Here is a 20,376-nt window from a genome sequence, read left to right as displayed (position 1 = left end):
GAGGGGTCTGGTTGTATGGATATTAGCGCTTTTCTGTAATAGTGCACTCTGAGCCAAAAAAAACAACATGATTAAATAATTATGTGATGTCAGTTTCTTAGTCATATGGAGGTCGGCCTGTAACCATCAAACTTACTGTTGGGGAATAGACGATGAATATTGAACGCAGCGCTACTGTAACCAGTACCTCAAACGCTGGTGCATCCGGCGGTCAACCAACAACTGATGAACAAAGTCAATTGGTGGCTATGGGACGCAGCTGCTCCTCCTGGCAACATGCAATCAACCTTGTAACCTTGCATACAAAGGGCTGCGAATCAGCTTTGATAAGAGCATCAAAGACGGGTGATGTAGAATTGATTAATCGTATAGTGAATTTTATTTCTCCAAATACTGAAATACGGAGTAAGTCAAGAAATCAAACCCCTTTAATGAAAGCCCTCAAACATAATCAGCCGAAAGCGTTAGAGGCGTTGCTAAAACTTGGGGCAAATGCAGATGATATCTCTAGCTATGTTGATTCAAATCGCTATAGCTTCTTTAAAAGAAAATTTGCAATAATCTCTGAGCTCCCAATTCTTTACTGTACTGAACAAGCACTGAAAATATTACTTCACTTTGAAAAAATAAATCCTAATGAAATAGTTAGTTTTTACAATGTTAAATATTTAAAAAAAACGACATATTTAGAACTTTTAAATATAGATGCGAGGTCATTTAATGATGTGTCAGAAATGTGTTTGCTGTTAGTAAAAGACCGTAGAACTGATGTCAATATGAAAACTGATTTTGATTTTAATTGTAGTATAGAAGTTAAGGATCTTTTTCCCTCGGTATTATCCCACCGGATGGTAACTGAGACATTTGAGGATCGGAATCGAATGATCAGTATTAGTCTCCTTGGTCAGGCCATTTTGTTTAACAATCAGGCTTTAATAGAACATCTTCTTAGTGACCATCGCCTGGATCCCGGCGCCCCCGGCAGTGATGAAGCTGAAAACCTGTTGACCATTGTTTGTAAGAAGCTATCACAAGGTCTTGCTAATACTTTTAAAGCAACTCTGCTGGAAAAGATGTGCAAATCTGAATTGTTTTGTCAGCATCTGCGGCAATCCGAAAACTCAGCATTTAAAGAGAATTTTCTCAGCCTTTATTACTCTGTCAACAGTTGGATTGCCGAGAGACCTCATCATAATGGACCAGATGATATTGATGCCTTGAACGATAAAGTTGAAGAAGTCATCTTCAGAGTGACAACTGGCGCTCCCCCAAGTTATGAGGAAGTGTTAGCAAGTAGAGCGTAACACATACACGCCCACAGCCAGCCAAAAAATCAAGGGGCTGCAGCACAGAAGGTAGCTTTTGACACGTCTTGATTTAGCAAGATAGTCAGAACTTTTCAGGGTAGTGATAGTTGTTTCCTATAACAGGGCAAGCTGAGGCCTTTTTACGTTATCAGAATTTATGTATACACCGGTTTTCGGGTTAGGCCTTATGACGTGTATTCGTCGGGAGTCACTGGGAGGCAGCTGGTACGATCGACCTGTTTTGTTTTCAATAAAAAATTTCAGTGCCTGTTGAGTCGGATTATTTATGGGTTTTCTGACGGGCACTATATAAGATCTTTGATACTTATAAAAAATTTCCATTGCTGGCCCGTCACGGTATCAGCAGACCCTTTTTAGATTGAACTAAGGTTTATTTTTTTACTCTAACCAATCGACACATTAACCAATTAAGGATATTTTGCTGTGGATACCACTACCCTTTCCTCTTCCCCCCATTACCATGGAAGCGGACCTGTCAACACAGGAAGTCGATTTTGTCTCATTTGTTTACATGATTTCGCTGGCCGTGATGTAGTGCCTACGGTTGTTAAAACCCAATGTGGTCATCGCTTTGATCTGGAGTGTCTTTCGGAGCATTTCGCTGGACAGTCCCTCGGTTCACGCGACTGTGTGGTGTGCCGTCAAAACCCTATGCCTTTATTGGTTGAGAGTATGGGCGAGTTTTATCCGGGCGGATCTATCCCTGATACTGCGTTATTCCGTGCTTGCCATGATGGTGATCTGATCGCCCTCAAGCAGCTGATTGACAGAGGTGCAGACGTCAATGCCCGGGATCTGAATGGCTTCACTGCCCTGATGTTTGCATCTATGCAAGATCGCAGGGAGCTCGTCGCGTTCCTTATCGAAAGGGGCGCTGACATCAATGCTGTCTTGTGCAATGGCGATAATCTGAATGGCTGCACTGCCCTGATGTTGGCATCCATGAACGGTCACAGGGAGGTTATTAAGCTCTTGATCGACGGGGATGCTGACGTCAATGCCTGCATGGAAAATGGCATCACTGCGCTGATATTGGCATCCGTGAACGGTCACAGTGAGGTCATTGAGCTCCTGATCGACAGGGGCGTGAACATCAGTGCCGCTGTGGTCAGTAATGCCGCGATGTTGGCATCCAAGAATGGGCATGACAAGGTGGTCGAGTTGCTACTAACGAAGCTCCTAACGAAGTTAAGTGGGCTACTTCTTGAAGCACAAGACTTACTTCTTGAAGCACAAGACTCAGGAGTTGTCTGGAAATAACTTCCCTGTTTTCATTGTCTGACTCCGTTCGGACTGAAGCTTGTCGAAGTTCGGTGGCACGACCTTTCGACAAGCTTCAGGGTGAACGGAAATCGGGAACTTATTAAAAGACAGTTGCTTAGTTCAGCCGATTGATCTCAGGCCCGCTCAATCACCCGGTTAAACGGCGGCAGAGAGTTCATGATCATCTGGCCATATCGGGCAGTGACCAGCCGTCGGTCCATAATCGTTATACGGCCACGATCCTGCTCTGTCCGCAATAAACGACCGCAGGCCTGTATAAGACGGATCGCCGCATCCGGTACGGTAATTTCCATAAACGGATTGCGCCCCTGGGCTTCCAGCCACTCTGAAAGTGCAGCTTCTACCGGATCATCAGGTACCGCAAAAGGAATCTTGGCAATCATCACGTGTTCACAGTAGTGGCCGGGCAGGTCAATCCCTTCTGCCAGACTGGCAAGACCAAACAGGATGCTGACCTTGCCATCATCAATCTGCTGACGATGCTTTTTCAACAGTTCCTGTCGTGAATAATCATCTTGCAGCAGAATCTTCTCCTGCCAACTGGCATCCAGACCAAAATGGACATCCTTCATCTGTCGGCGAGAAGAAAACAGGACCAGCATTCCCCTTGGACGATCATCACCGGCAAGCAACTCTGGCAATCGTTCGATAATCTCACCGGTATGCGCTTCCGCATTCCGTGGATCTGACACCATGGCCGGAATCACCAGGGACGCTGCCTCGCCATGCAGAAATGGACTGGGTACTACGACACAGCGTGACTCCGCTGGCACGCCGGAACGCATTTGGAACCGGCCAAAACTGCCCAGGGCTGCCAGCGTAGCCGAAGTGACAATGGCGGCATGGGCAGGGTTCCATAGGGTCTGCCATAACGTCATGGAGGACATGATCGGGCTGCTGAATATCTCCAGCTCTTCACCAAAAGAGCCTTCGCTCCATTTCAACCAGCGGGCACTGGGAGGTTCGCCCTCAGGATCTTTCATGGTGTAGGTCAGCCAGAGTTGAAAATGACTCTCCATTCGTGACAGCATGCCACCGATTTCAGGGTAGAGCTGCTCCGCCTGCCACCGATCTATACCGGGGACATCGCCGTCCATCGCATCGTCCAGGGCTTTGGCCATCTTTTCCAGTATACCGCTGCATTTGCTGAAACCGGCTTTCAATCGCTCAGCCTGCTGCCGTAAGGGTTCAGGCACAACACCTTCCGGAAAGCGGTAGTAGGCAACCTGACTTTCACCCTGAGGAGTAAATTGCGTCTTTGGCTCAAACCGGGCAATGCTGTGCAGCATCTCCCGGGCATGCCCCAGGGCATTCACCAGGGAGTCAAACTCAGGCTGAATCCGCTCCAGCAATTCACCGAGCTCTCCGGGCAGCGTCTGCTGGGTCAGTGTTTTCTGCAGATGTCGTCCGGCTTTTTCCAGCCAGCTCGCCGTTCCCTTGACTCTGGACTGACAGGTAAAGTGATCAATGGCTTTGTCTGGCAGGTGGTGGCCTTCATCAAACACGTAGATAGCGTCCTTGGGCTCCGGAAGAATCGCACCGCCACCCAATGCCAGATCGGCCAGCACAAGATCGTGGTTGGCAACCACAACATCGGCGTGCTCCAGGTCACCCCGTGCTTTATAGAATGGGCACTGTCGAAAATAACCACAGCGACGCCCGCTGCATTGGGCATGATCGGTGGTGATGGTTCGCCACTGTTGATCTTCCAGGGCATCAGGCCAGCTATCCCGGTCTCCTTCCCATTTGGAGGCAGCAAACGCCTCCAGCATGCTCTGGTATAACGCCTGGGAGGACTGGTCGTTTTCCAGGGTATAGCCATCGTAGGCGAACATATCCATTAATGAGGCGGTTGCTTCCTCTTCCTGAAGCAGCCGGTCCAGTTTACTCAGACAGGCATAGCGCCCACGGCCTTTGGCAAGGGTATACGAGAACTTTAATCCGGTTTTTAACATGATGTCCGGCAGATCTTTATTGATGACCTGCTCCTGCAGGGTCACGGTGGCCGTGGCAATGATCAGGCGCTTTTTCGCTGCCTGCGCCATAACGACGGCAGGCAGCACATAACCCACCGTTTTTCCGGTGCCCGTGCCGGCTTCAATAACCGTAACGGAAGGGTCGGAAATTCTGCGACCTTCGTTGTCGGTTTTGATCTCACCAAGTGCCCGGGCAATCTCGGCAATCATCTGCTTTTGCCCCGGTCGGGCCTTTAGTTTTTTACTCTCCAGAAAAGCGCTGTACGCTTTCTGGATGGCTCTCTTCTGGGGTTCGTCAAGCACAATGCCAATCGCTCTGGAGGAGTTGCCGTAAAATCAGTAACTCAAAAATAGATGTTCTGACGGGATTTTATCGAATTTACTCAGGCTTCACAGCGGTAGTTGCCACTAAGCGCTTTGATTTCACGGTCACAACTCAACAATACTGCTTCCTTCACTGGCTGGGCTACCATTCCCGAATGGTCACTGTATTTACGTAGCCTATTGGTTGTGACGCAAAAGCAACCCGATGTTGCTCTAAAGTTCAGCTTTCCTGAAGTCTCCAAAAAAAGCAGTTCATCAATTACCGATATTGCCTTGGTAATGCCGTAAGTAATTGCCGTGATTGAATAAATGAAAGTCATGGAAACGCGTCGCCAATAATAGTACTATCAATCATCTTCGGCGGATTGTTACTTGCGGATATTTTAATCTGACAGGCAAGTCCTGTGCTGATCCATCAACCGTAAGTAGCACAAATCAATCGGGGGGACGGGTACCATGGGAATGCTGCCCGGACTGATCATAACAACAGCCAGGAAAGAGACGTTCGGTTAAGAAACCATCAGTGCTGTTCGGGCAACAAACCCAAGATCTATCAGAACTGATGTTCAACACCTGCTGCTGATTTCCAAGGTAAAAAAGCTCATATCAAGGGGACTGACAATGACCATTTTTAAAAAGGCTCTATTTTGATTACGAACTGCTCTACAGTGAAAACTGACTGTAGGTCACGAAAAACAAGGATTGAGCAACATTACCGGACAATATGCTGACAACCTTTGTAGATAAAGGGCTTCAGCAATGTTCAACCCAGTAGCAGTCTGAAATCCTACAAGAGCCTTTAAAAAACTGGGCCTTGCCATTCTGGGGGCCGGTTTTGCTGCCATCACCTCCACCGCCAGTGCCACCACCAACCAGCAATTTGTCACCATTGGAACCGGCGGTGTTACCGGTGTTTACTACCCGACCGGTGGTGCTATCTGCCGCCTGGTCAATAAGGGGCGCAAAGAGCACGGTATCCGCTGTTCTGTAAAAAGTACGGGGGGGTCTATTTACAACCTGAACACTATCCGGGCCAGTGAACTCGATATGGGCATCGTCCAGTCTGACTGGCAGTTTCATGCCTACCGGGGTACCAGCGCCTTTGAACAACAAGGGGCCAACAAAAACCTGCGGGCTATTTTCTCTGTACACCCGGAAGCCTTCACCATTCTGGCCAGAGCCGATGCCGGCATCAGCAAATTTGAAGACCTGAAAGGGAAGCGGGTTAACATCGGTAATCCGGGCTCCGGTCAGCGTGGTACTATGGAACAGCTGATGAAAGTGTATGGTTGGACCCACGACAGCTTCTCCCTGGTTTCTGAGTTGAAAGCAGCCGAGCACGCCAAAGCCCTCTGTGATAACAAGATTGATGCCTTTGTCTATACCGTTGGCCATCCATCCGGATCTTTCAAAGAAGCGACCACCTCCTGTGATACCGTACTGGTGACCGTTGCCGGTGACAAAGTGAATAAGCTGATCGAAGACAACCCATACTACCGCTCAGCGACCATCCCCGGTGGCATGTACAAGGGCAACGATCAGGATGTCCAGACCTTTGGTGTAGCAGCGACCTTCGTATCCTCCACGGCAGCCAGCGAAGAAGCCGTTTACCAGGTTACCAAAGCTGTATTTGAAGATCTGTCCACTTTCAAAAAGCTGCATCAGGCTTTTAGCACACTGAAGAAAGAAGAGATGGTGTCTGATGGCCTCAGCATACCGCTTCATGAAGGCGCCAAGCGTTACTATCAGGAAGCAGGACTTCTCTAAATCTTTTCTCCTGACCGGAAAGGTGTAGAGCATCTTTCCATAGGCCTTTGTCATCATCCAGAGTGCTGCCTGAACTTCGCATGATGACTTTTACCGCCCCCGCTCGACACGGACCCGGGGGCTGAACGGGGAAGCACTGTCGTTTTCTGTTACCTCATGGGCTTCATATTTTGCTTCCCCTCATTTACTTAAGCTCTGAGCCATCGGATGAAGGATGCCACATCCAAGGGAATAACGCATAATTTCAATGACAACAGGTTCATTATGGAAGCAGTCAACAGCGCAAAGCTGAACAACTCAACGGATGCCCGGAGCACACAACAAGCCGACTCCGCCAGCTCTGCTGAACAACTGGTTAACCAGTCTGAACAGGGTGGCCGCCAACCAATAGGCAGGTCCAGACTGGTATTACTGGGTACTGCCCTCAGCTGGTCGTTATTCCAACTGTGGAATGCATCACCACTGCCGTATATTTTCAAATTCGGTATTTTTAATGATGGGCAGGCTCGTGCAATTCATCTTGCCTTTGCCATTTTTCTTGCGTTTATAGCCTTCCCGGCACGAAAAAAATCTTTCTCCAACCAGATCCCCATTACCGACTGGCTCTTTGCCCTGACCGGGAGCTTCTGTGCCGCTTATCTTTATATTTTCCATCAGGAACTCGCCACCCGTGCCGGTGCTCCCGTTCCCCTGGATCTGGTTACAGCAGGGGCAGGCATGCTGCTTTTGCTGGAAGCGACACGCCGGGCACTCGGGCCACCATTGATGGTGGTTGCGACTGTCTTTATCATCTATGCCTTTGCCGGCCCTTACATGCCAGACGTTATTGCCCACAAAGGCGCCAGTCTCAACAAGGCGCTTTCCCACTTCTGGATCACTACTGAAGGTGTCTTTGGTGTTGCGCTGGGTGTCTCCACCAGCTTTGTTTTCCTGTTTGTTCTTTTCGGTTCACTGCTGGAAAAAGCCGGTGCCGGCAATTACTTCATCCAGGTGGCATTCTCTCTGCTGGGTCATCTCAAAGGCGGACCTGCCAAGGCTGCCGTGGTATCGTCTGGCCTGAGCGGCGTGGTTTCCGGTTCTTCCATCGCTAACGTAGTCACCACCGGAACATTTACCATTCCCCTGATGAAGCGAGTCGGTTTTCCCGCCCACAAGGCCGGCGCTATTGAAGTTGCCGCCTCAACCAATGGACAACTGACACCACCGATTATGGGGGCGGCAGCGTTCCTGATGGTCGAATACGTGGGTATCTCTTACCTTGATGTGATTCGCCATGCACTCTTACCGGCGGCCATTTCCTACATAGCCCTGTTTTACATTGTCCACCTGGAAGCATTGAAAGCAGGCATGCAGGGGCTGCCAAGAAGTGTCACTCGCACAAAGACCCGGGCATTGATGTCGTTCACCGGCTCGTTTGCCGGACTTTGCCTGCTCGGTGCCAGCGTCTACTACGGTATTGGCTGGACCAGGCAGTACATGGGCGAGTACGCCCTGTGGATTATCACACTCGCATTGCTGGGCAGTTATCTGATACTTCTGAAAATTGCGGCCAAACAGCCGGATCTGATTAACAACATTGAAGATGAGATACGCAGTACCCCGGTGCCTGGCCCAACCATCAAGCGTGGTCTCTACTATTTGCTGCCACTGGTGGTGTTGCTCTGGTGCCTGACCGTTGAACGCTTCTCGCCCGGTCTCTCTGCCTTCTGGGCAACCCTGGTCATGGTTTTCATCACGCTGACCCATAAAACACTTATTGACAGGTTCCGGAAGGAACAAACGACCACTCATCTGACAGAGGGCTTTCTGGACCTGATTGATGGAATGACTACCGGTGCCCGCAACATGATCGGCATTGGTGTTGCCACTGCCACCGCCGGTATTGTTGTGGGCGCCGTCACGCTGACCGGGGTAGGGCTGGTAATGACCGAGTTTGTTGAGTGGATCTCTGCCGGCAGTATCATTCTTATGTTGCTGTTCACCGCAATCATCTGTCTGGTCCTCGGTATGGGGCTGCCAACTACGGCAAACTACATTGTCGTGTCCACCCTGATGGCTCCGGTTATCGTTACACTTGGGGCACAGCATGGACTGATCGTACCGTTGATTGCTGTCCATCTGTTTGTGTTCTACTTCGGTATTCTGGCTGATGATACCCCGCCCGTGGGGCTGGCTGCTTTTGCCGCTGCGGCTATCGCACAGTCTGACCCGATCAAGACGGGTATTCAGGGCTTCACCTACGATATCCGAACTGCCGTTCTGCCATTTATGTTTATCTTCAATACGGAGTTACTGCTGATCGGCGTCGACAGCGTTGCACAACTGGCCATTGTCGTCTTTGGCGCCATTGCTGCCATGCTGGTCTTTGCTACGGCGACCCAGGGCCACTGGTTAGTCAAAAACCGCTGGTATGAGACATTGGCCATGCTGCTCATTGCTTTTACCCTGTTCCGGCCAGACTTCTGGTGGGATAAGGTTTACCCGCCCTATGAAACTTATGAAGGCAGTAACATTGTTGCCCAGGTTGAAGCGCTGCCGGACCGGGCCGATGCGCGCCTCTGGGTTGCCGGTGAAACCCTGGAGGGTAAACCGGTGAATCAGATGGTTATTCTACCAGCCGGCAATCGAGCCAGTGCTGAAGACCGGTTTCGTAATATGGGGCTCGACGTTCTGGTTGATGGGGATGACCTGATCATCGATATGGTGGATTTCAACAGCGAGGCTCAGAAGGTCGGTATTGATTTTGACTGGCAAATTCATCGTATGGAAGTACCGGCCGATCGCCTGCCAAAACAGCTGGCATGGATACCCGCGTTTATCCTGTTACTGTTTATTTTTCTCGGACAAAGACGCAGACAGGGTTAGTTTTGATGATGGTTTATCAGCCAGCAAAGCTGGCTGATAACAGCTCAGACGCTTGCTGAGAACAGACCGTTTCTCAGGGTTTCGTGTCAAAATTTTCTACCAACTGACCAATGAAGTTTTCAAGTCTTGCAATATCCATGTCCGCCGTCAGCATGAGCAGGAAGCCAACGACATCTGTCAGTTCAGGGACATGCTCAAAGGAGTGTAGCGCCTGCTCCAGACACTCCAGATCACCCTGTTCAAAAGCAGAAATCATGGTGTGGACAAAAGTATCCATATGCATTGCTTTGAGACGTTGCAACAAAACGTCTTCATTCCATTCCGGCTTTGGCGACGCAGTGACATACTCAACACCCAGCAAATACCGGATTTTATCAAACATCAGCCCGGCATCGAATGGCTTGCCAATGTATTCATCAAACCCCTGAATCAGCAACCGTTCCCTGGCCTCATGACTGACGCTTGCAGTCACAGCAACTGCCTTGATGAATCCTTTTCCGGGAAGTTCACGAATCTTCCTGATAGCTGATACGCCATCCATCACGGGCATGGTGATATCCATCAGAATCAAGTCAAAATCGACCTGTTTCACTGCTTCAACCGCCTGAAGGCCGTTCCCGGCGGTATCAACCCTGAAACCGGCTGAGTCAAGCAAGCCGGCGATCATATCCCGATTACTTTCAACATCATCCACGACCAGAACCCGAATCCCCTGAAAGCGCTCATCCAAATGAACATAAATGGAGCCCGGCAAAAGGCGTTGATGTTCTTTCAGCGCTTCAAAACTTCCCGGAACCAGTGGCAGGACAAAAATAAAGCGACTCCCCTTACCGGGCTCGCTGATCACATCCAGCTCCCCGCCCATGGCCGAGACCAACCGTCGGCTGATGGCAAGTCCCAGGCCAGTGCCCCCGATTTGTAAACCGGAATGAACCTGTCGAAAAGGTTCAAAAACCCTCTCCAGATCTTCATGGGCAATACCGACGCCAGTGTCACGGACTTCAAAGACAATCTCGTTTCCCTCCACTGAAACCCGGCATTCAACCCACCCCTTAACGGTGTATTTAACGCCATTGCTGAGCAGATTCAGCAGCACCTGACGAACCTTGATTTCATCCAGCATAACAATGTCCGGTAGCGTACCAATGGGTAACAGGCGTAACTCCAGCCCCTTGCTGGTTGCTCTTTCCATCAGAATGTTACGCACCCCGCGCAGCAGTTCCATCAACCTGACCGCAGCAGGGTGCAACTCAATCTTGCTGGACTCAATTTTGGTCAAATCAAGAATGTCGTTAATCAGTGACAGCAAGTGCTGCCCACTGGCCTCAATCGTATTCAGGCTTTTGCGCTGGGCAGAGGTTAACGAGAGGTTTCTTAACAAGAGCTGAGCATTACCAAGTACACCATTGAGCGGTGTTCTCAACTCGTGACTCATATTGGAGAGGAACAGTCCCTTGGCCAGGTTGGCCCGCTCTGCCTCCTCTTTGGCCCGCATCAGCTCATGTTCAATGCGTTTACGCTCAGTAATGTCACGAACCACCATGGAAATCAGCAGCCCATCATCCGTTTTCAAGGGGTTGCTGGTGATTTCTACCGGGAAAACCCGGCCTTTATGATCGATACCTCTGGATTCATAACCCACCAGGCATAATTGTTCCCAACTGGCCTTTTCCAGATCACCCAGCAGCGGGTGTCCCAACCGGTTTTCCAGCGGGGTCAGCAGGCTTAAGGGCATATTGACCAGGTCTTCCCGATGAAAGCCAAACAGGTCTTCCGTCCTGCTGTTGGCCATGCCGATAATACCCTCGGGGGTCGCGATGATGGTGGCATCAGGTGCGCTGTCGAGTAATAGCTTGAATTTCTTGGTATCGCTTACCCGATCAGTAATATCATTAGCCAGCCCTTCAACAAGATACTGCCTGCCTTCCAGATCCCCCATATCACTCCAGAAGATTTCCAGCCGACGGATACTGCCATTCAGATGCCGGATATCCAGTTCAAAGGTATCCCCCCACCGTCTCTGCCTGGCTTCACGAAACTGATCACGAAAGCGAAATTTGCTGTCCGGGGTAGCAAGATAACCGATAAATGGTCGAAGAAATTCGCTTGGTGTGTAGCCCAGAATGGCTTCTATTGAAGGACTGACATGGGTAACACAACCATCCCGGTTGAGGTTGAAATAGAAATAGTTTCCCCGCAGCCGCTCCAGCAAATGACCAATATTGCTCGTTCTGGCCTGATGAAGCGCTTTCTCCCGGTCAACCAGCCTGGTCACCAGTTGCTGGAAGCTTTCCGTCAAACTGCCAATTTCATCCCGGCTGATATGGGTGATGGCCGGCTTTACCCGTCGATAGGTAAAGTCATCCACGGCCCGCTTTAACCGGATAATCGGACGGGTAATCCTGACAGACACCAGGCTCGCACAGGTAAATATCAGTGTCAGGGAGAGGATCATCAGCAGCGCATTAATTTGCGCCTGATCAATAACCGGTGCCAGTACGGTTTCTCTCGGGGCATAACTGATCATCCACCAGGAAGCCGACTTAATCGGTGCGCCCATCAGCCAGTATTCATTCTGCCGAACCGGCACCCACTTGTGTCTGAAAGCTGGCTCACCTCTTGCGATCAGCTCTTCCAGGTCATGCCACAAGCCCGGTGAACCGTAATAAAACTGACTTTGGTGTATGCTGTTTAGCTGATATCGCCTGGGCGTTTCACTATCCGTCTGCAGGTATTCTCCTGCACCATTGACAATGGAAAAACTGGCATTTCCCGTCGTGTTTTCCACCAGTTGATGGCGCAGATCAGCAAGGCTGATATCCATCCAGAAATAGCCATAAAGTGTGTCCGCTGAAAAAATCGGTACGATATAGCTGACGATCCACCCTTTATCTGCAGATCCTCTGGGGGAGGTCCAGAATCCCTCTTTCTGCTGCCCCTGGTTGGCCCACCAGAACTGGGCAGGAAACAGGCCGGTATCAAGGGTTTCATCCAGCTTGACCGCGCCCTCATCCATGTAGGCATGAAAGACATCCCAGTGCTGCAGGTTGCTGCCGAGCTTCATATAAGTAAAGCCCCGAACCAGGGCGTTCCTTTCCACCAGATCACTGAGAAAGTGTTTTATCATGGCATGATCGTTCACCGGCATTCGGCCCAGAATATCTGCCATAAAGGAGGTCGTGGTCATCAACTGCCGGGTATGACTGTCAATCTTGTCGGCATTATGCCAGACCTGTTCAATCAATCCTTTGGCTACTGCATCCGTGGCCTGTTTGAGTGAGAAGTAGAGGTGGATACCAAAGATCAGGTTGTACAGCAGCGTGACCGGCACGACAGTAAAAAAAATGATTTTTTTTCTGATGGAGAATTGCACAGAGTTCACTGCATGCGGCCACAATGAACGCTAATGATAGACCAGCATCTCAGCAGTGAATGGAGATTATTATGAACTCAGATTCTGCCCTTCAGGATATTCTGGCTCTGGAAAGGAAAGCTGACAAGAGAGGCAGAAAAACGATCAATATCAAAAGGCGCTCCTGATAGCCAGCTGCCGGCATGAGCAGCAGTCAGCAGCGCAGGCATTCTGTCAGCGATTGACATTAACGGCCGCATGGCCGGCATGGTTAGCACAGCGCAGGAATCAAAAGAGAGGGTGCTGTCGACCGTGAACCGCTCCCATAATCCGGCCATCAGTATCAGCGAACCACCCCTGGCACCTATACGCCATAGCTGACGCCGGTTACCCGGAGCCATATGCCATTGGAAGTAGCTATCCGCCAGTATCAGGCAGCGTCTGTCCTGCCAGGCTTTTCTGAACATTCTTGATTCAGATGCCGTCTCTACACGGGCATTGATTTGAGCACGGGATAAATCCTGCAGCCAGGTAGGCGCAAGCCCCCATTTGGCCTGGGCCAGCTCAGGGGTGCCCTGTTCATCATAGCGAACCAGCCACACCTGTTGCCCCGGCACCACCTGTTGAACGGGTTTCTGCGATAAAATATCGTCGATACCGAGGAAGCCAAGGTCAACACTGGGCAGGTTGAATGAGTAACGGCTGCACATGAATTACGCCACCTCTTCCCGATTATTTCAGATAAAAGGTTTTCAACTGATCGACCAACTGTTTGGCTTTTTCCAGTTGAATCGTATTAAGCATGTTGGCCAGTCTGGCTTTCTGCGCTTCTGCAGAAGCTGATATTTTTGATGGGGTATGCAGACTGAGTGCTGTCCACATATAGGCCGCGATCAGATTGCGGTCAGTGCCTTCACCATTCAGGTAGGCCCGGCCAAGCTCATACTGTGCTTCGGGATTCAGCCCTTCACGCCCGGCAGCCCGCTGGAAATAATCAAAGGCCATGCCAATATCCTTACCGGTTCCGGCCAGCCCATCACGATAAGCTCTTCCCAGCCAGAGCATGGCTTCAGCCCGGGCCTGCTGATCGCCCTGACTGGCAATACGCTGTAAATTTTTAATGGCTTCAACCGGGTTTGCTGGCTGGCCTGAGAGAAGAATTTCAATGGCCTCGCTCAGTTGCCCCTGAGCTACAGTACCGCTAACAGGGGGGGTAGCCCAGACAGGGACTGTCGCCATGGCCAGCAATACCGACAAACTGACAACACACTTAAACTGTCTCAACATGAACAACCCCTGCCTGGCTTTTTATAAATGGTCAGATTCCCGGAACCTGAAACCAGGATTATATGATGTTCAGGAACCGTTTTGCAGGTATTCCTCACAGCAATTCTTTTGTACGCAATAGTAAGCGAGAAAAGTACTCATCAACAGAATCACCCTTAGGTGGTGTTCTCAATTTGTCATGCTTCCTGGTTATCACGTCAATCACTTAAATACTTGGGTTTTGCAAAAAACCTCTGGTTTGCATCCTTTATACGGCTCAGTTACATTACGCGACAGTGTCTATACAGACCAGCTGTCAATCAATGAAGGCTCTTTTCGTATTGCAGACTGCTGATTTCATAAATCAGGCTGGAATCCTCCTGTGGCAGGGCTTGGCAATATTTAGCCAGCAGTTTCCTGAAGGCATTGTATATCAAGGCCTTTGGCCAATTTTCATTGCAGAGCAGTCTGTAACCCGAAAAGAGCCTCAATGAAATACAATAACTCATCGACCAATAACGATTTTTTTCTTGTTTACTGACCTCAAAGCACTGGCACCAATGGAAGCTTTTGACGATATTCGCCCATACCATGACCATGAGGTCCGGCCTACACTTGAACGCCTGTTAAATGATAATGACCTGCTTAATGTGATGGCAAAGCACCGTTACCCCGGCTTAACCCGACAATTTTCCGGGGTCATGACCTGGATGATGGCTCTGGCGTTAAAATACAAAACACGGAATATTCATAACGTCCGGGATTTTCAGGCTATCATTGAGCCCTATCTGACCCGGGTGATCAAAACCACCACGAGCAAGGTTTCTTTTTCCGGGCTTGATTTACTGAAAAATGAGCACCAGAAAAAGGACAAGGCTTATCTGTTTCTATCAAATCACCGGGACATTGTCCTGGATCCGGCCCTGGTCAACTACGCGCTCTACCTTAACGATATGGAAACCTGCCAGATCGCCATTGGTGACAATTTGGTCAAGCGCCCTTTTGTCAGCGATCTGATGCGTCTCAACAAAAGCTTTATCGTCAAACGCTCACTGTCCGGGCGACGGGAAAAGCTGCTCGCCTTCCAGAACCTGTCGGCCTACATTCATCATTGTATTGACTCTGGCCAGCCGGTCTGGATTGCCCAGAGTGAAGGCCGCGCAAAAGATGGTAACGACCAGACCGACCCGGCCATTATCAAGATGTTTAACCTGAGCCGTCGCAACAAGCAGAGCATTTTTGCTGACAATATTCGTTCACTGAATATTGTGCCAGTGTCCATCTCTTACGAGTTTGACCCCTGTGACTGTGACAAGGCCCGTGAACTGTATGAAAAACAACAGACCGGTCAGTATCAGAAAGCCGACGATGAAGACCTGAAAAGTATTGTAACCGGTATACAGGGCTACAAAGGTCATGTGCATGTTGCCTTCGGTAAACCGCTGACACAGGATTTCGAAGATGCAGCCTCGGTCGTTAAAGAGGTCAATCACCAGATCCACCATAACTATGAACTTCAGCCATCCAATCTGTTTGCCTGGGAAGCGATCAGCAGTGAGATAAACCAGTATGAGCCGGTCATTCAGATACCGGAACTCAGCCAGTTATTTCCCAATATTGACCTGCAACAAAAGCGCAATGAATTTACCCGACACCTGCAGCGCTGCCCTGAGCTGTATCGCACGCAGTTCTTAAAGATGTATGCCCAGCCAGTAATTAATCGTTTCCGGTATGGCTCATGACAAGTGGTACTTCTACTGCAAACACCGATGCTGGGTTGGTATTGAGAGATAGTCCCGTATCCGGACGACAGAACTATTTTTTTATCGAGTTGTTGCGTTGTGTCGCGGCCATTGCTGTAGTGGTGATCCATGTGCTGGGGCCATACCGTAACCTTGATGTAGGCAGTGGTAACTGGCTGGTGGCTATTGGCTTCAATGTAATCAGTCGGTGGGCGGTTCCGGTGTTTATAATGGTGACCGGTGCTCTGATGCTGGCAGATACTCGTCCGTTTAATCTGCGTTACTATCTTACCCATCGGTGTAGCAAGGTGCTGGTGCCCTTTGCGGTCTGGTCGCTAGGATATGCATTGTTGGCAGGTATAAATCTCTCCCATGACTTTGCTTTCACCTACGATTTTTCTGAAACCCAAACCCTGTTGGGCGGGGTACTGGAAGACCCGACCTGGTACCACCTCGGTTTCTATTACTATTTTTTGCCCCTTTATCTGGTGATCCCTTTTCTGACGCCGGTGGCGCAAAAACTGTCTGACGCCCAGTTGTGGATGCTGGTGTTCGGTTGGTTGATATTGACCCTGCTCTACTTTTTCAGGGTTGACTCGGTATGGATGACCGGGGTGATTATGTATGGTGGCTATCTGGTATTTGGTTACGCGCTGCGCCGTGCACCGCTCGATAGGCTTCAGTGTTTTGTGTTGGTGGGTCTTGGGGTGAGTGCCCTGGTGTCCGCAGTGGTCGGTATCTGGATGCTCTCCACCGATGCGGGTGCATACGCACCCGGGCGTTTTACCTCGTACAAAACCATTAATACCGTGTTGGTAGCGGGGGCGTTCTTTGCGCTGGCCTGTCGCTATGCGGATGTGGTATCCGGCAAGGGGCGGCAGCTGGTTTCGTTAATCAGCCGTTATAGCCTGGGGCTCTACCTGATTCACCCGCTGCTGCTCTGGCCATTACGAGAGTTCGATTTTTACCCAACCCCCTCGATACTGGCGATTCCCCTGATCACTGCGGTAGTAACCTTACTGTCACTGATTCTGGTCCGGTTGCTGGCCCGCTGCCATTTAACAGCCTGGCTGGTGCCCTGATGTGGGTTTTGTAGGGTTTTGTAGGGGTTTGTAGAAAGCGGGGTTTGCGGGTATAACTGATAGGGAACAAAAATGAAGATATCGTCTACTCAACCGGCAACGTTCTTCACGGAAACTCCGAATAACCCACCAGAAAAACGGATTTACAAAATCTCTGTAATGATTCCCAGCGCCTGGCTGGCAACGGTGAAAAAAGCGATGTTCTCTGCCGGTGCCGGTCGTTATGGAGCCTATGATTGCTGTTGCTGGCAAACCGCCGGGACTGGTCAGTTTCGACCATTACCGGGAAGCCAGCCCTTCTGCGGACAGCCCAATGAAATCCATACAGAAGAGACCTGGAAGGTAGAAATGATTTGTGAGCAGCCGTTTTTAAAAGCGGCAATTGCAGCCCTCCAGCAGGCACACCCTTATGAAATGCCTGCATTCGATTACCACCCGGTCAGTCTCGTCGTTCCGGAGGAGTGACATACTCCAGCCTCATGGGAAACACGCCCTCCTGTCGGTCAGAAAAGTAATGACGCAACGTTCGGCCAATGGTGGAAAAGGCCAGCTGATCCCAGGGAATTTTATCTTCAGAAAAAAGTGCAACGTCCAGACTCTCCTCACCCGGCGCAAAATCAGGGTTTTCCAGTCTGGCCAGAAAGAAAGCCGACAACTGACCAACATGTACCACATTATACAGCATGTAGAGTGATTCAATGGTAACATCTGCACAGGCTTCTTCGCGGGTTTCCCGTGCCGCCCCCTCCTCAATGGTTTCCCCTAACTCCATAAAGCCGCCCGGCAATGTCCAGAATCCCTTTCTGGGTTCAATGGCCCGCTTACACATCAACACTTTGTTCTGGTATACGGGCAGGCATCCCGTTACCACCCTCGGATTCTGGTAATGAATGGTTTGGCAGTGATCACACACATCCCGGAGACGATGATCTCCCTCAGGGACTTTCTTTTGAGTCTCATGACCGCAATGATTACAGTAATGGGTTGAGGATCCTGTTATCAACCTTCACTCCTTGTTTCCGGCAGACAGCTAAAGAGCAACTATACCAGAGTAACAAACCCTCAGGGATGAACAAACCGTTTTACCACTGGATAAATCCTGTTGAGCTACTTATGATAAATTCAAGTTCCCTGCATGGATGCCACTGAAGTTGCCATGATGTTAAACCAGGTTGAAGAAAGGCTGAAAGACTACCAGCCAAGAAAAATCGATACTCAACTGCCAGAAGCTGCTGTTCTGATTCCCATCACCAATACACCAGAACCAGAGTTGGTCTTTACCCGACGGGCAACCCATATGAGCACCCATAGTGGCGAGGTAGCGTTTCCCGGGGGAAAACGGGATCCATCGGATAGCGATCTGATCCATACCGCATTACGGGAATCCCTCGAAGAGATTAACCTGCCTCCGGAAAACGTCAGGATTATCGGCCAAACCGGTTCGGTCATCTCCCGTTTTGGTCTGGAAGTTACCCCGGTTGTCGGGATTATGGAAGCTCACTCGCCACTCCGACCCAATATGGCGGAGCTCGATCGTATATTCAGGGTCCCCTTAAGTTACTTCCTGGAGAAGGAGAACCTGACATTCAATCACTGGAAAATGCGCAATCAGGACTACAAGATGCCGTCTTTTTACTATGGAGAGTATTTGATCTGGGGTCTGACTGCCGTGATGCTGGTTGAATTCCTGAACATTACTCTGGATGCAGGTATCCCACTGAATGCCCCTCATTTCAACCGTCATTTCACCCTGCAGAAGGCATGATAAAAAGCATCAGTCAAGTACAGTTACCTGAAAAAAGTCACCAGGATACCGGCCGCCCGTCCTGACTCTTGATCACATCTCTCCAGCGCTGAACTGCCGGGCTATCTGCCAGGTTTTTACCCGATCCTGCAATTTCGCCCAGCCTTCCCATACCACTAACCAGCCGGGCTGCCCTGTATGCTTTGAATCACCCCAACCACCAAGCCGAGCAATCGTTTGAAGCAGCCAAGTGACTGTTGGCGGCTTATCGGGCAACGCTTTTTTTTCATAGGTTAGCCAGAGAACCTGCCATTCATCATCACTGACCACCTCATTCGCGAGTGTTTTTTCACTCCAAAGCTTTCTGTCTTTGTGCTGCCTGTCATTCGGTAACATTAATGCTTCACGGATTTGCATTAGTCTGACAGCGACAAACATTAATATGACCGCAAGTCGTTCAATGTTATCCGGAGATTGCAGACGAAGCCTTTCTACTCCTGCTCCCGATTTCCAAGCCTTATGGAACTCTTCTATTCGCCATCGGAGCTCGTAAAATCGAATGATAGAGCGACAGTCTTCGAATGTTTCAATATCTTCAGTTGTCAATAGTACCCAGTGCAAACGGTCTTCGGAGTCATTGCCAATCTCTTCAGCCGACACAATATTCATAGTTACCGGTTCCGGCCTGCCGCCTGGCCTTTGCGGCGCCTGTATTGTCATCTTCTTTCTTTTGACCTGCAGCGTTGCCTTTCGCTTCTTTCTACCTCCTTTTTGAGGAACCACTATCGTATATTTCCCCAACACTTCAGTCTGAGCTAAGGAATCAAATAATAAGAGTTCGCCATCCACCAGGATTCTGTTTTGTGTAGCTCTTACAACAAACCGCTGTCGGTTATCCAGTTTGTAGTGCATATATTCGTATATATCCGCCTCCCGGTCGCAAACACTGATGATGTCAGGCATTTTACCCCCCATCCTTTGTTCTGTGTTTTCAGAGGCTCTTTGCCACTTAAAGCTTTCCTTTCCCTCGTAAGGTAGCTGACGACGTTGGTTCTTTTTCCCCCGCTGAACGTCCTCTCTAACCCATCGTTCTTGATCAATAAGCCCAATGCTTCGCTCTGTATCCGCATCAACCAAGAAGACAGAGTGGACGTGGAATCCTCTGGTTTTAGAGCCTTCAGGACCTCCAAGATCACCAAGCTCGGATCTGACAGCATGTTTATAACCCAGGGTTGTTGTATCTTCGAGAGCCAGAAGTAGGCGAGACTGTCTCGCTATTTTGGCAGTTGCCTGAAAGCCTGCCTCAGCTATTGCTTCAGGCTTTACGGCCTCATTCTCAATCAGCCGGTAAGCTCCAGTTACCAGTGCGGTATAACCTTCGCATGAAGATGACAAAGAATTACCGGTATGAGCTGAAAGCTCGGCAGCAACTTTGACAAGTCGTTTTGTACGTCGAGTATCGCCCAAATCAGCACATCCAAAAGTTAGTTCTGACCATGGTTTAGGAGAAAGTGGAAGCATGACCTGTTTTATCAGTGAGAAATGATAGAACAAGGTAGCTATTTGTGATCAAGAGACAGGCCGCCCGTCAAGGAGCATACAATAACTTAACCGAATAAATCCTTTCTCAGAAATCAGATAAGAGC

15 protein-coding genes are annotated in these 20,376 nt (G+C 49.7%); 9 read left to right on the top strand and 6 right to left on the bottom strand.

Annotated elements, in window-relative coordinates; genetic code table 11:
• The first annotated feature begins 152 nt into the window (after positions 1 to 152).
• Together MJO57_RS20815 and MJO57_RS20810 are read left to right on the top strand one after the other, a co-directional pair.
• Positions 153 to 1,304, top strand: a complete 1,152-nt coding sequence (locus tag MJO57_RS20815) for an ankyrin repeat domain-containing protein (protein ID WP_252018403.1) — start codon at positions 153 to 155, stop codon at positions 1,302 to 1,304.
• A gap of 447 nt (positions 1,305 to 1,751) precedes the next feature.
• Positions 1,752 to 2,588, top strand: a complete 837-nt coding sequence (locus tag MJO57_RS20810; protein ID WP_252018401.1) for an ankyrin repeat domain-containing protein — start codon at positions 1,752 to 1,754, stop codon at positions 2,586 to 2,588.
• Between the two features lie 137 nt (positions 2,589 to 2,725).
• On the opposite strand, the gene dinG is transcribed toward MJO57_RS20810, so the two are convergent.
• Positions 2,726 to 4,891 (bottom strand): ATP-dependent DNA helicase DinG, encoded by a 2,166-nt coding sequence (gene dinG / locus MJO57_RS20805; protein WP_252018399.1) that lies wholly within the window; start codon positions 4,889 to 4,891, stop codon positions 2,726 to 2,728.
• 828 nt (positions 4,892 to 5,719) lie between these two features.
• On the opposite strand from dinG, the gene MJO57_RS20800 reads away from it, so the two are divergent.
• On the top strand, positions 5,720 to 6,679 hold the full coding sequence (locus MJO57_RS20800) for a TAXI family TRAP transporter solute-binding subunit (RefSeq protein WP_256493362.1): 960 nt from the start codon (positions 5,720 to 5,722) through the stop codon (positions 6,677 to 6,679).
• 264 nt (positions 6,680 to 6,943) lie between these two features.
• Entirely contained in the window at positions 6,944 to 9,544 is a 2,601-nt protein-coding gene (locus MJO57_RS20795) for a TRAP transporter permease (RefSeq protein WP_252018397.1), read from the top strand.
• Positions 9,545 to 9,617: 73 nt separating this feature from the next.
• On the opposite strand, the gene MJO57_RS20790 is transcribed toward MJO57_RS20795, so the two are convergent.
• The 3 genes from MJO57_RS20790 to MJO57_RS20780 form a co-directional block, all read right to left on the bottom strand.
• Positions 9,618 to 12,926, bottom strand: a complete 3,309-nt coding sequence (locus MJO57_RS20790) for an ATP-binding protein (protein WP_252018395.1) — start codon at positions 12,924 to 12,926, stop codon at positions 9,618 to 9,620.
• 68 nt (positions 12,927 to 12,994) lie between these two features.
• Complete coding sequence (locus tag MJO57_RS20785) at positions 12,995 to 13,606, bottom strand: SOS response-associated peptidase (protein WP_252018393.1); 612 nt, start codon at positions 13,604 to 13,606, stop codon at positions 12,995 to 12,997.
• Positions 13,607 to 13,628: 22 nt separating this feature from the next.
• Complete coding sequence (locus tag MJO57_RS20780; RefSeq protein ID WP_252018391.1) at positions 13,629 to 14,183, bottom strand: tetratricopeptide repeat protein; 555 nt, start codon at positions 14,181 to 14,183, stop codon at positions 13,629 to 13,631.
• Between the two features lie 302 nt (positions 14,184 to 14,485).
• Between MJO57_RS20780 and MJO57_RS20775 the strand changes: the two genes are divergently transcribed.
• The 4 genes from MJO57_RS20775 (at position 14,486) to MJO57_RS20760 (ending at position 17,451) form a co-directional block, all read left to right on the top strand.
• The gene (locus MJO57_RS20775) at positions 14,486 to 14,656 is read left to right on the top strand and encodes a hypothetical protein (RefSeq protein WP_252018389.1); all 171 of its coding nucleotides are present in this window, start codon (positions 14,486 to 14,488) and stop codon (positions 14,654 to 14,656) included.
• Between the two features lie 66 nt (positions 14,657 to 14,722).
• Entirely contained in the window at positions 14,723 to 15,904 is a 1,182-nt protein-coding gene (locus tag MJO57_RS20770) for a 1-acyl-sn-glycerol-3-phosphate acyltransferase (RefSeq protein ID WP_252018388.1), read from the top strand.
• On the top strand, positions 15,901 to 16,986 hold the full coding sequence (locus tag MJO57_RS20765) for an acyltransferase (protein ID WP_252018386.1): 1,086 nt from the start codon (positions 15,901 to 15,903) through the stop codon (positions 16,984 to 16,986). Before MJO57_RS20770 ends, MJO57_RS20765 begins: the two co-directional genes overlap by 4 nt.
• 159 nt (positions 16,987 to 17,145) lie before the next feature.
• Entirely contained in the window at positions 17,146 to 17,451 is a 306-nt protein-coding gene (locus MJO57_RS20760; RefSeq protein WP_371924657.1) for a hypothetical protein, read from the top strand.
• Here MJO57_RS20760 and MJO57_RS20755 read toward each other — a convergent pair.
• The gene (locus MJO57_RS20755) at positions 17,426 to 17,986 is read right to left on the bottom strand and encodes an NUDIX hydrolase (RefSeq protein ID WP_252027083.1); all 561 of its coding nucleotides are present in this window, start codon (positions 17,984 to 17,986) and stop codon (positions 17,426 to 17,428) included. The genes MJO57_RS20760 and MJO57_RS20755 overlap by 26 nt on opposite strands.
• Before the next feature lie 135 nt (positions 17,987 to 18,121).
• Between MJO57_RS20755 and MJO57_RS20750 the strand changes: the two genes are divergently transcribed.
• Complete coding sequence (locus MJO57_RS20750; protein ID WP_252018384.1) at positions 18,122 to 18,751, top strand: CoA pyrophosphatase; 630 nt, start codon at positions 18,122 to 18,124, stop codon at positions 18,749 to 18,751.
• Between the two features lie 72 nt (positions 18,752 to 18,823).
• Here the strand turns inward: MJO57_RS20750 and MJO57_RS20745 are convergent, their stop codons facing one another.
• The gene (locus tag MJO57_RS20745) at positions 18,824 to 20,251 is read right to left on the bottom strand and encodes an IS4 family transposase (RefSeq protein ID WP_252017676.1); all 1,428 of its coding nucleotides are present in this window, start codon (positions 20,249 to 20,251) and stop codon (positions 18,824 to 18,826) included.
• Positions 20,252 to 20,376 lie beyond the last annotated feature (125 nt).

Source organism: Endozoicomonas sp. SCSIO W0465, assembly GCF_023716865.1.
Taxonomy (GTDB): Bacteria; Pseudomonadota; Gammaproteobacteria; order Pseudomonadales; family Endozoicomonadaceae; genus Endozoicomonas.
This window is presented reverse-complemented; position numbering and strand designations above follow the sequence as displayed.